The following is an 11,986-nucleotide window of genomic DNA, read 5'->3' as shown; positions in this document are numbered from 1 at the left end:
AGCCCGGCAGTGACCCGGTGGACCCGGGGTGCAGACAAGAGACCTACTCCTGTCTGCCCCCAAAGTCCACCAGTGAGCTCAGCCGGTGGGGAGGACGACGTCCCGCTCGCTGAGCAGGTGGTCCAGCACGGCGACCGCGCCGGCCTTGTCCAGCGGCTCGTTGCCGTTGCCGCACTTGGGCGACTGGACGCAGGCCGGGCAGCCGTCGGCGCACCGGCAGCTCTCCACGAGGTCCCGGGTCGCGGACAGCCACCGGGCGGCCTCCCGGAAGGCCCGGTGGCTGAACCCGGCCCCTCCCGGGTAGCCGTCGTAGACCATGACGGTCGGCAGACCAGTGTCCGGGTGCAGCGCCGTGGACACCCCACCGATGTCCCAACGGTCGCAGGTGGCGAGCAGGGGGAGCATGCCGATCGAGGCGTGCTCGGCGGCGTGCAGCGCCCCTGGCACGTCCTGCTCGGCCAGCCCGGCGAGAGCGAGCTCCTCCGCGGGCAGGGTCCACCACACGGCCTGGGTGACGAGCGTCCGGGCGGGCAGGTCGAGGGGGTGCGTGCCGATGACGCTGCCGTCGGGGAGCACCCGCTGGAAGGCGGTCACCTGCGTGGTCACCTCGACCCGTCCCGAGGCGAGCGCCGCCGCGCCCCACTGCTGCTCGGTGTGCCGGGCGCGGATGCGGAAGCTGCTCTCGCTGCGCGCCCGGGTCGTCCAGCCGGGGTCGCCGTGGACCACCAGCGCCACCGAGGCGTCGAGGTCGAGGGCGGTGACGACGTAGGGCTCGCCCTGGTGGACGTAGACCGCGCCCTCGTGCACCGTCGTCAGGGCACGGGCCTCGTCGACCGTGCCGAGGACGCGTCCGCTGCGGCTGTCGACGATCTGCACGGTCTGCCCGGCACCGCGCAGGGCGACGTGGTCGCTGGGGCGGTCCGGGCGCGCCCAGTACCAGCCCGTCGGGCGGGCGCGCAGCACGCCACCCACGACGAGCTGCTCGGCCAGCGCGCGCAGCCCGGTCCCGAACCACCGCTCGTCCTGCTCGGTGAGCGGGAGCTCGGCGGCGGCCGCGGCGAGGTGCGGCCCGAGGACGTAGGGGTTCTCCGGGTCCAGGACGCAGGACTCGACCGGTGCCTCGAAGATCAGCTCGGGGTGGTCCAGGAGGTAGGCGTCGAGCGGGTCGTCGGCCGCCACCAGCAGGGCCAGGGAGGGCGAGCCGCTGCGCCCGGCGCGCCCCGCCTGCTGCCAGAAGGAGGCGCGCGTGCCCGGCCAGCCCGCCATGACCACGGCGTCCAGCCCGGCGATGTCGATGCCGAGCTCCAGGGCGCTGGTGGCGGCCAGCCCCATCAGCGTGCGCTCGCGCAACGCCGACTCCAGGGCTCGCCGCTCCTCCGGCAGGTAGCCGCCACGGTAGGCCGCCACGGCCTCCGCGGTCCCGGGTCGTGCGGCGCACCCGTCCCGGGCGCGGCTGGCGACCTGCTCGACCCCGGCCCGGGACCGGGCGAAGGCGACGGTCTGCACACCGGCACCGACGAGCTCGGTGAGCAGGTCGGCGGCCTCGCCGACGGTGCTGCGCCGCCGCCCGTCCTCGAGCTCGTCCGGCTGCCAGAGGGCGACCACGGTCTCCCGGCGGGGGGAGGCGTCGCTGGTCACCGCCACGACGTCCTGGCCCAGCAGGGCCCGCCCCAGCGGTTCTGGCTCGGCCACGGTGGCCGAGGCCAGGACCACGGTGGGGGTCGCGCCATACCTCGCCGCGACGCGCAGGAGGCGCCGGAGCACCGCTGAGACATGGGCCCCGAACACCCCGCGGTAGATGTGGCACTCGTCGACGACGACGTAGCGCAGCGACCGCAGGAAGGGTGCCCACCGCTCGTGACCGGGCAGCAGGGTGTGGTGCAGCAGGTCGGGGTTGGTGAGGACGTAGTGCGCGTGCTCGCGGATCCACCGGCGCTCCTCGACCGGCGTGTCCCCGTCGAGGCGGGCCACCCGGACCCCCGGTACGGCGAGGCCCTGCACCCTGGCCTCCTGGTCGGCGCCGAGCGCCTTGGTGGGGGCGAGGTAGAGCGCGGTGGCCCCGCGACCGGTCACGGCGCCGGTGCCCTCGCTCAGCGCGGTGAGCACCGGGACGAGGTAGCCGAGCGACTTGCCCGAGGCCGTCCCCGTCGACACGATGACGTGCTGCCCCGAGCGGGCCAGCTCGGCCACCTGCGCCTGGTGCTCCCACGGCGCCTGGATCCCCTGGCCCAGCAGCGCCGCCTTGACCGGTGCGGCGCACCACGCCGGCCAGGGCGCGCTCCTGCCCTGGCGGGCCGGCACCGTCCGCACGTGCCGCAGCCGCCCGGACCGCGCACCGGCGGCGAGGCGGTCGAGGGTGGTCTGCGGGTCGAAGGCCGGCGGGGTCGGGTCGTCCATCTCGCCACCACGCTACGCCGGTGCACCGACAAGGTGTGCGCACCGCACGGCACGAGGTGTTAGGTGCGCGCACCCCGGATCACTACAGTGGCCACGTCCGATGGATGTCCTGCGGTTCCACCGCGTCGTCGCCCGCAACGGTGCGGGCCCTCTGAGGAGGCACACATGTCCCCAGTCGCTGCCGCGAGCGAGGTCTCGCTCTCGGGTGCCGACACCTCGATCGTCATCGTGGTGCTGTGCATCGCCCTCGTCGCCCTCGTCATGGGCTTCATGTTCCGCCGCGAGGTGCTGGCCGCCTCACCCGGCACCGAGTCCATGCAGGAGATCGGCGGGGCGGTCCAGGAGGGTGCCTCGGCCTACCTCGGTCGGCAGTTCCGGACCCTCGCGGTCTTCGCGGCGGTCGCCTTCGTGCTGCTCCTGGCGCTGCCTGCCGACGACATGATGATCCGGGTCGGGCGCTCGGTGGCCTTCCTCTTCGGCGCCGGCTTCTCGGCCGCCATCGGCTGGCTGGGCATGAACCTCGCCACCGCCGCCAACATGCGGGTCGCGGAGGCCGCGCGGACCACCGGTCGGGACGACGGCATGCGCATCGCCTTCCGCACCGGCGGCACGGTCGGCATGGCCACGGTCGGGCTGGGTCTGCTCGGCGCGGCGGTCGTCGTGCTCATCTACCAGGGTGACGCGGCCAAGGTGCTCGAGGGCTTCGGCTTCGGGGCCGCGCTGCTCGCGATGTTCATGCGGGTGGGCGGCGGCATCTTCACCAAGGCCGCCGACGTGGGCGCCGACCTCGTCGGCAAGGTCGAGGCCGGCATCCCCGAGGACGACCCCCGCAACGCCGCGACGATCGCCGACAACGTGGGCGACAACGTCGGTGACTGCGCCGGCATGGCGGCCGACCTCTTCGAGTCGTATGCCGTGACCCTGGTCGCGGCGCTCATCCTCGGCACCGCGGCGCTCGGCTCGGACGGCGGTCTGGTCTTCCCGCTCGTCATCCCGGCCATCGGCGTGCTCACCGCCATCGTGGGGGTCTTCATCACCAAGGCCCGGGCAGGGGAGAGCGGCCTGGCGTCGATCAACCGCAGCTTCTACATCTCCGCGGGCATCGCGGCGGTCGCCTCGGTCATCGCGGCCTTCGTCTTCCTGCCCCGCGAGCTCTCGGTCACCGGGGGCTTCGACCTCGGTGCCGGCGACGGCGGCGGCCAGCAGGTCGACGCGGCCATGGGTGGCGCCGCCTCGGTGGTGATCGGCATCGTGCTCGCCGCCTTCATCCTCTGGCTCACCGGCTACTTCACCGGCACCGAGACCAAGCCCACCAACGACGTGGCGCGCACCTCGCTCACCGGGCCGGCCACGGTCATCCTCTCCGGCATCGGCGTCGGCCTGGAGTCCGCGGTCTACACCGCGGTGACCATCGCCGCGGCGATCTTCGCCATCTTCACCCTCGGCGGCGGGTCGCTCATCCTGTCGCTGTTCTACGTCGCCCTCGCGGGCTGCGGGCTGCTCACCACGGTCGGCGTCATCGTCGCGATGGACACCTTCGGTCCGGTGAGCGACAACGCCCAGGGCATCGCCGAGATGTCCGGGGACGTGGACGGGGAGGCCGCTCAGATCCTCACCGAGCTGGACGCCGTGGGTAACACCACCAAGGCCATCACCAAGGGCATCGCCATCGCGACGGCCGTGCTCGCCGCCACCGCCCTCTTCGGGTCCTACCTCGACGCGATCCTGCAGGCGCTGGAGACGGCCGGAGACGCCAGCGGCGACGTGCTGCAGTCGTTCCTGGTCTTCGACCCGCGCGCCCTCGTCGGCATCCTCATCGGTGGGTCGGTCGTCTTCCTCTTCTCCGGCCTGGCGATCAACGCGGTGACCCGCGCGGCCGGTGCCATCGTCTTCGAGGTGCGTCGGCAGTTCCGCGAGAAGCCCGGGATCATGGACTACTCCGAGAAGCCGGAGTACGCCCGGGTCGTCGACATCTGCACCCGCGACTCGCTGCGCGAGCTCGCCACCCCCGGCCTGCTGGCTGTCTTCGCCCCGATCGCGGTCGGTTTCGGCCTCGGCGTGGGCTCGCTCGCCGGCTACCTCGCCGGCGCCATCGGCACCGGCGTGCTCATGGCGGTCTTCCTGGCCAACTCCGGCGGTGCGTGGGACAACGCCAAGAAGATCGTGGAGGACGGCAACTTCGGCGGCAAGGGCAGCGCGGCACACGAGGCGACCATCATCGGCGACACCGTCGGGGACCCGTTCAAGGACACGGCCGGCCCGGCGATCAACCCGCTCATCAAGGTGATGAACCTCGTGGCGCTGCTCATCGCCCCGGCGATCATCGGCCTCACCTACGGCGAGGGCGCCAACGGCCTCGCCCGCTACGGCATCGCCCTGGTGGCCCTGGCCGTCATCGTCGTCGCGGTCGTCGTGTCCAAGCGGCGCGACATCGCTATCGGCGAGAGCGACGACGTGCCGGCGACGGCGGTCGAACGCTGAGCCTGCCCCCGCCCTCCGCCGAGGACCCGAGGCTCCTGGACGACCTGCGGGTCGACCTGGGTGAGGTGGGCTACACCGTCGACGCCCTGGCGCAGGTGCTCGGGCCGGTGGCGGTGGCGGCGCTGCACCGCGAGCAGCCGCTCCCGGCGCTGCGTGCCACCGAGGGGTCCTCCGACCCCGTCGCCGTGCTGTGCCGGCTCTTCGCGCTGGGCAGCGCGGTCCGGCGTGAGCTCCTCGACGGAGCCCTGCCCCGGCTCGGCGCCGCCGGCCTGCTGCGGCTGGGCCTGGTCGCCGAACGTGCCGACGGCGCGCTCGTGGCGGCCTGCGACCTGCGGCCCTACGCCACCGAGCAGGAGTCGTGGTGGGTCGTCTCCGACCGCTCGGAGATGGCGACCGGTGGTCCGTTGCCGACCGACCACGTGCTCGGGATCGGTGGGGCCTCGTCGACCCTCGCCAGCTGGGCGCCGCGGCCCCGGGTGCAGCGCGCCCTGGACATCGGCACGGGCAGCGGGGTCCAGGTCCTCCACCTGGCCGGGCACGCGGCACACCTCGTCGCGACCGACCTCTCCGAGCGGGCCCTGGCGTTCGCCCGGTTCACCCTCGCGCTCAACGGGGTGGAGGCCGAGCTGCGGGCCGGCAGCCTGCTGGAGCCGGTGGCCGGGGAGGAGTTCGACCTCGTCGTCAGCAACCCGCCCTTCGTCATCACGCCGCGGCGCACCGGCGTCCCGCTGTACGAGTACCGCGACGGGGGCCGGGCGGGCGACACCCTCGTCGCCGGTCTGGTGCGGGGGCTGCGCGAGCACCTGCGCCCCGGGGGGATCGCCCAGCTGCTCGCCAACTGGGAGCTGCGCGCGGGGGAGGACTGGACCGAGCACGTGGGCGCCTGGTTCGCGGGCACCGGCCTGGACGCCTGGGTCGTGCAGCGCGAGGAGCAGGACGTCGCGGACTACGCCGAGACGTGGACGCGCGACGGCGGGCACCAGCCGGGCAGCGCCGGCTTCGAGGAGCTGTATGCCGCGTGGCTGGACGACTTCGCCGAGCGCGGGATCGAGCGGCTCGGCTTCGGCGTCGTCACGGTGTGCCGACCGCGCACCGGGCGCGAGCCGTGGCTGGACCTCATGGACGTCCGGGGACCGGTGGCCTCGCCCCTGGGACCGGCGGTCCTCGCCGGGCTGGAGGCCCGCACCTGGCTGGCCGAGCACGGCGACGCCGGGCTGCTGGACACGCCGTGGCAGGTCGCCGACGACGTCACGGAGGACCGCATCGGCCGGCCCGGGGACCCCGACCCGCAGGTGATCCAGGTCCGGCAGGGCGGGGGGCTGCGCCGCACGGTGCGCCTCGACACGCTCGCCGCCGGCCTCGTCGGCGCCTGCGACGGCGAGCTCACGGCACGTCAGCTGTGCGCCGGGCTGGCCGTCCTCACCGAGCAGCCTGCGGCTGACGTCGAGCGGGCCGTGCTGCCGACCCTGCACGAGCTGGTCAAGGACGGGCTCCTGCGCTGAGGCGAGAACTCGCGCACGGGCGGCGTATCAACTCGCGCACGGGCGGCGTCCAGCGGGCGTCGGTCAGCTGGCGCCGAAGCGGTAGGCGTTGCGGGAGATGAAGAACTGCCGGCCCAGGTCGCCGCTGCGGCAGGTGACGCCGTCCTCGCTGGACAGGCAGGTCGTGTCCCCGACGCGCAGGGTGAGGCCGTACTCCAGGACGGCCGCGTCGGTGTCCTCGACGCCGGTCGTCGGGGCGCCCGCCGCCTCGGCCCACCAGCCGCCCTCGGTGGCCGCGGCGGTGCTCGTGAGCGTCTCCGGCGGGCACGTCCAGACGCCCCCGGCATCGGTGAGCACCATGGTGTCGGCCGCGTCGACGGCGCACCCGCCGACCCCGTTGTCGACCAGGTGGTCGGGGTTGGGCGAGTAGGCCATGTCGAGCAGCTGGCAGGAGGCGCTCGGGCCGTTGAGCACGCACGCGAGGTTGCCGGTCGGGGTCACGAAGGCCGCCCGGTCCCCCTGGACGGTGATGGTCGAGCCGTCCTCGGACACGCTGCGCTCGCCCCGCTCGGGCTCGATGTCGGCCGGCGCGGTGGGCGGGGGAGCCGCCTCCCCCGCGGGCGCGTCCTCGGTGCCGCCGGCCTCACCGTCGTCACCACCCCCGTCGTCGCCACCCCCGGCGTCACCGCCACCCTCCGTCGGGGTGGCCGTCTGCCCACCGCCGGAGGCGGGGTCGTCCTCGCCCCCGCCGGGGTCGTCGTCGCAGCCCGCGAGCAGCACCGCCCCCAGGGCCAGGAGGACGACGGCCGACCTCGCGCTCCGGGCCGGGGCGGGGCCGGACCGCCGCTGCCTGCCGCTGGTCGAGGTCGCACGCTTCGCCGCCATAGGGAGCCAGCGTAGCCCGCCCCTCATGATGGGCTACGGTGACGCCCGAGGTCCCGTGTCGGAGGTCGCGACGAATCCGCGGCACGCGGGGCGAAGGAGATCCTGTGGCACCTGGCACCAAGCTGGTCATCGTCGAGTCCCCGGCGAAGGCGCAGAAGATCGGCGAGTACCTCGGCAAGGACTTCCGGGTCGACGCGAGCGTCGGGCACATCCGGGACCTGCCGAACCCCTCCGAGCTGCCCGCCGACATGAAGAAGGGGCCCTACGGCAAGTTCGCGATCGCCGTCGACGACGGCTTCGAGCCCTACTACGTGGTCGACGCGGACAAGAAGAAGAAGGTCACCGAGCTCAAGCGGGCGCTCAAGGACGCCGACGAGCTCTACCTCGCGACCGACGAGGACCGCGAGGGGGAGGCGATCGCCTGGCACCTGCTCGAGGTCCTCAAGCCCAAGGTGCCGGTGCGTCGCATGGTCTTCCACGAGATCACCAAGGAGGCCATCCAGCGCGCCGTCAACGACACCCGCGAGCTGGACACCCACCTCGTCGACGCCCAGGAGAGCCGCCGCATCCTCGACCGGCTGTTCGGCTACGAGGTGTCGCCCGTGCTGTGGCGCAAGGTCAAGCAGGGGCTGTCGGCCGGACGCGTGCAGTCGGTCGCGACCCGGCTGGTGGTGGAGCGCGAGCGGGAGCGGATGGCCTTCAGGGTCGCGTCCTACTGGGACGTCGAGGGGGAGTTCGCCCCCGGCGGCAACAGCGGCCAGGGCTTCGAGGCCAAGCTCACCGGGATCGACGGGTCCAAGGTCGCCAGCGGTCGAGACTTCGCCGACGACGGCACGTTGAAGACCACGAACGCCGTGCAGCTGGACGCCGCTGCGGCGGAGGCGATAGCCGCCGGCACCCGCGAGGCCGATGTCGTCGTGCGGGAGGTCTCGGAGAAGCCCTACACCCGCCGTCCCTCGGCCCCCTTCACCACCTCCACCCTGCAGCAGGAGGCCTCGCGCAAGCTGCGGATGAACAGCCAGAGCACCATGCGCACCGCGCAGCGGCTCTACGAGAACGGCTACATCACCTACATGCGCACCGACTCGACCAACCTGTCGAGCGGGGCCGTGAGCGCCGCCCGCAGCCAGGCGCGCGACATGTACGGGGCCGACTTCGTGCCCGAGAGCCCGCGCGTCTACGGCAAGAAGAGCAAGAACGCCCAGGAGGCGCACGAGGCCATCCGCCCCGCCGGCGACACCTTCCGCACCCCGGCGCAGGTGGCCGGCGAGATCCGCGGCGGGGAGTACGCTCTCTACGAGCTCATCTGGAAGCGGACCATCGCCTCCCAGATGGCCGATGCGAAGGGGTCGACCGCCAGCGTCAAGCTCACCGCGACCCTGCCCGAGGGCACCCGGGCCGGGGGCACCGCATACTCCAGCGCGCAGTTCTCCGCCTCCGGCACCGTCATCACCTTCCGCGGCTTCCTCGCCGCCTACGAGGAGGGCCGCGACGAGAGCCGCTACGGCGACGACAGCGCCATGGGTATGCGGTTGCCCAAGCTGAGCGAGGGCGTCGCGCTGGAGACGCTGCGGGCGGACGCGCAGGGCCACCAGACCAGCCCGCCGGCCCGCTACACCGAGGCGACGCTGGTCAAGGCGCTGGAGGAGCGTGGCATCGGCCGGCCCTCGACCTACGCGGCGACCGTCGGCACCATCCAGGACCGCGGCTACGTCCACAGCCGCGGCTCGGCCCTGGTGCCGACCTGGCTGGCCTTCGCGGTGACCCAGCTGCTCGAGCAGCACTTCCCGCGGCTGGTCGACTACGACTTCACGGCGTCGATGGAGAGCGACCTCGACAAGATCGCGAACGGCGAGGAGCAGCGGGTCGCCTGGTTGCAGCGCTTCTACTTCGGCGACCAGGCGACCTCGACCCAGGGGCTGCGCGACCTCGTCGCCGACCTCGGCGACATCGACGCCCGCGCCGTGTCCGCGGTGACGACCGGCGACGGCACGGTGGTGCGGGTCGGTCGCTACGGGCCCTACGTCGAGCTGCCCGGCGAGGAGGGCGAGACCCCGCGTCGCGCGACCGTGCCCGACGAGATCGCCCCGGACGAGATGACCGCGGCCAAGGCCGAGGAGCTGCTCGCGGCCGCCGCCGACGACGGGCGGGTGCTCGGCACCGACCCCGAGACCGGCCGGGAGATCGTCGCCAAGAACGGCCGCTACGGCCCCTACGTCACCGAGGTCGTCGAGGACGAGGACGGCGAGGCCAAGGGCGCGAAGAAGAAGGCCAAGGCCAAGCCGCGCACCGGCTCGCTCTTCGCCGACATGGACCTCGCCACGATCGAGCTGGACACGGCGCTGCGGTTGCTCTCGCTGCCGCGGGTCGTCGGCCAGGACGCCGAGGGCGTGGACATCACCGCGCAGAACGGCCGGTACGGGCCCTACCTCAAGAAGGGCACCGACAGCCGCTCCCTGGAGACCGAGGCGCAGATCTTCGACATCACCCTCGAGGAGGCGCTGGCGATCTACGCCCAGCCCAAGCAGCGGGGGCGCGGGGCGGCCAAGCCGCCGCTGGCCGAGTTCGGCGAGGACCCGGTGTCGGGCCGCAAGGTCGTCGCCAAGGACGGCCGGTTCGGGCCCTACGTCACCGACGGGGAGACCAACGCGACCCTGCGCCGTGGGGACGACCCCGAGACGCTGACCGAGGAGCGGGCCTTCGAGCTCATCGCGGAGAAGCGGTCCAAGGGGCCGACCACCCGCAAGAAGCCGGCGACGAGGGCGAAGACCACGCGCAAGGCCCCGGCGAAGAAGGGCTCCACCGGCCGGGCGTCGACGAAGAAGTCCTGAGCCGTCCCGCGCCTCAGACCGACGTGGTCACGGGGCGCTCGTCGGGGACCAGCGCGGCGAGCGCCTGCTCGAGGTCGTCGATGAGGTCCTCGGGAGCCTCGAGGCCCACGGACAGCCGGAGTATGCCGGCGCCCGGCCGCGCCTCGGCCGCGACAGGGCGGTGGGTGAGGGCGGCGGGGTGCTGGACGAGGGAGTCCACGCCGCCGAGGGAGACGGCGTGCGTGATGAGCCGGCAACCCTGCGCCACGGCCGCGGCGGCCTCGTAGCTGCCGAGGTCCAGCGCCAGGACGGCGCCGGGGCCGGCCATCTGGCGGCCGATGAGGCGGCGCGGGTCGCCGTCCGCCCCGGGGTAGAAGACCTCCCGCACCGCGGGATGGCCGCGCAGCCACTGGGCCACCACCTGGGCACCCTCCTGCTGGGCGCGCACCCGCAGCGGCAACGTCTGCAGGCCGCGGTGCGCGAGGTAGGCCGACAGCGGGTGCAGGACGGCGCCGGTGACGGCGCGTACCGGCCGGATCCGTCGGGCCCACGCCTCCGAGGTCACCACCGCACCGGCGAGGACGTCGCCGTGCCCGGCGAGGAACTTGGTGACCGAGTGCAGGACGATGCTCGCGCCCAGCTCCAGCGGCCGCTGCAGGACCGGGGTGGCGAAGGTGTTGTCCACGAGCACGGGCACGTCGCCGGCGGCGGCGACCACCTCCCGCAGGTCGACCAGGTCCAGGGTGGGGTTGGCCGGGGTCTCGACGACGACGAGCCCGGTGTCCGCCTCGATCGCTGCGGCGACCCCCTCGGGGTCGGTCCAGGTCACCCGGGTGCCGAGCATCCCGGTGGCCAGCAGGTGGTCCGAGCCGCCGTAGAGCGGACGCACCGCGACGACGTGGGGGGTGCCGGCGCCGGTGCACGCCAGGAGCACGGCGCTCAGCGCCGCCATCCCGGAGGCGAAGGCCACCCCGGCCTCGCCGCCCTCGAGCTCGGCCAAGGCCTCCTCGAAGCGCGCGACCCCCGGGCTCCACAACCGCTGGTAGACCGCGGACTGACCGTCCAGACGGGCCCCGCCTCCGGCCATCTGGTCGTAGGCCTCCCCACCGGTCTCGACGTCCGGCAGCGGGTAGGTGCTGGACAGGTCGATCGGGGGCACGTGCACCCCGAGCGCGGTGAGGTCGGCGCGACCGGCGTGGACGGCGCGGGTGTCGAGGTCGGGGCGAGGCAGCGGCATACCCTCATGATGGGGAAACTGCGGGCAACAGTCAAGAATGCCACAGGATCGGCGGTTAAACGGCTATGTGCAGACATAATATGCGTCCAGGTCCTCATCGACCCGCAGGTCGTGACACCGGGCCCGGGTGCCACTAAGGTTCGGCCATGGGGGTGACTCACATCGGGGACGTGCGGCCGGTCCCTGGTCCCGACGCCGGTCGGTCCATGGTGCTCGTCATCGCGGCCACCCGGGCCGAGCGCGAGCGCCTCCTCGCCCGACTTCCCGACGGGGTGTGCGTCGTCCTCGCGACCAGCAGGCAGCACGCCGCCACCCTGCTCGGCTCGGGTGCTGCGGAGCTGGGCTGCCGGCAGGTGGAGGGGGCGCCCCGCCCGGACGTCGTCCTCGACCCCGAGGCGCGGACGGTGGCCGCCGGGGGCCGCGCGGTGCGCCTGACCCCCCTGGAGTACGACGTCCTCGCTCTCCTGGTCTCCGACCAGGGGCACGCGTGGTCGATCCTGGAGCTCTCGCGCGACGTGTGGGGGACGTCCTTCGTGGGGGACGGCGAGCAGGTCCGCTCGGTCATCAAGCGCCTGCGGCGCAAGCTGGGCGGGGCCCGCCTCCCGCTGACGGTCGAGACCGTCCGGGGCTGCGGCTTCCAGGCCCGCACCCTGACCGTCACCGCGCCGACGGGTGCGTCCGCCGGCGGCTGACAC

At 73.7% G+C, this 11,986-nt stretch carries 7 protein-coding genes; 4 read left to right on the top strand and 3 right to left on the bottom strand.

Annotated features, from left to right (window positions below; translation table 11 throughout):
- Positions 1–78: 78 nt before the first annotated feature.
- Positions 79–2,397, bottom strand: coding sequence for a DEAD/DEAH box helicase (locus Q0795_RS15150; protein ID WP_298891024.1), 2,319 nt, complete (start codon positions 2,395–2,397; stop codon positions 79–81).
- Between the two features lie 165 nt (positions 2,398–2,562).
- Between Q0795_RS15150 and Q0795_RS15145 the strand changes: the two genes are divergently transcribed.
- Together Q0795_RS15145 and Q0795_RS15140 are read left to right on the top strand one after the other, a co-directional pair.
- The gene (locus tag Q0795_RS15145) at positions 2,563–4,878 is read left to right on the top strand and encodes a sodium-translocating pyrophosphatase (RefSeq protein WP_298891022.1); all 2,316 of its coding nucleotides are present in this window, start codon (positions 2,563–2,565) and stop codon (positions 4,876–4,878) included.
- A gap of 65 nt (positions 4,879–4,943) precedes the next feature.
- Positions 4,944–6,380: a methyltransferase gene (locus Q0795_RS15140; RefSeq protein ID WP_298891020.1), complete on the top strand. Its 1,437-nt coding sequence runs from the start codon at positions 4,944–4,946 to the stop codon at positions 6,378–6,380.
- A 63-nt stretch (positions 6,381–6,443) separates the two neighbouring features.
- Here the strand turns inward: Q0795_RS15140 and Q0795_RS15135 are convergent, their stop codons facing one another.
- Entirely contained in the window at positions 6,444–7,244 is an 801-nt protein-coding gene (locus Q0795_RS15135) for a hypothetical protein (protein ID WP_298891017.1), read from the bottom strand.
- Positions 7,245–7,348: 104 nt separating this feature from the next.
- Between Q0795_RS15135 and topA the strand changes: the two genes are divergently transcribed.
- On the top strand, positions 7,349–10,075 hold the full coding sequence (gene topA, locus Q0795_RS15130) for a type I DNA topoisomerase (RefSeq protein WP_298891015.1): 2,727 nt from the start codon (positions 7,349–7,351) through the stop codon (positions 10,073–10,075).
- 13 nt (positions 10,076–10,088) lie between these two features.
- On the opposite strand, the gene Q0795_RS15125 is transcribed toward topA, so the two are convergent.
- Positions 10,089–11,291, bottom strand: a complete 1,203-nt coding sequence (locus Q0795_RS15125; RefSeq protein ID WP_298891013.1) for a PLP-dependent aspartate aminotransferase family protein — start codon at positions 11,289–11,291, stop codon at positions 10,089–10,091.
- A 146-nt stretch (positions 11,292–11,437) separates the two neighbouring features.
- Here Q0795_RS15125 and Q0795_RS15120 point away from each other — a divergent pair, with 146 nt between their 5' ends.
- Positions 11,438–11,983, top strand: a complete 546-nt coding sequence (locus Q0795_RS15120; RefSeq protein WP_298891010.1) for a winged helix-turn-helix domain-containing protein — start codon at positions 11,438–11,440, stop codon at positions 11,981–11,983.
- Positions 11,984–11,986: the final 3 nt, after the last annotated feature.

Origin of the sequence: uncultured Serinicoccus sp., assembly GCF_947487915.1 — a bacterium.
GTDB lineage: Bacteria > Actinomycetota > Actinomycetes > Actinomycetales > Dermatophilaceae > Ornithinicoccus.
The sequence above is the reverse complement of the archived record's forward strand: the minus strand, read 5'-3'. Positions and strand labels throughout refer to the sequence as shown.

Coding starts and splice junctions, on each gene's coding strand:
- Q0795_RS15145 (WP_298891022.1), top strand. CDS start 2,563: ATGTCCCCAGTCGCTGCCGCGAGCGAGGTCTCGCTCTCGGGTGCCGAC.
- Q0795_RS15120 (WP_298891010.1), top strand. CDS start 11,438: ATGGGGGTGACTCACATCGGGGACGTGCGGCCGGTCCCTGGTCCCGAC.
- Q0795_RS15150 (WP_298891024.1), bottom strand. CDS start 2,397: ATGGACGACCCGACCCCGCCGGCCTTCGACCCGCAGACCACCCTCGAC.
- Q0795_RS15125 (WP_298891013.1), bottom strand. CDS start 11,291: ATGCCGCTGCCTCGCCCCGACCTCGACACCCGCGCCGTCCACGCCGGT.
- Q0795_RS15135 (WP_298891017.1), bottom strand. CDS start 7,244: ATGGCGGCGAAGCGTGCGACCTCGACCAGCGGCAGGCAGCGGCGGTCC.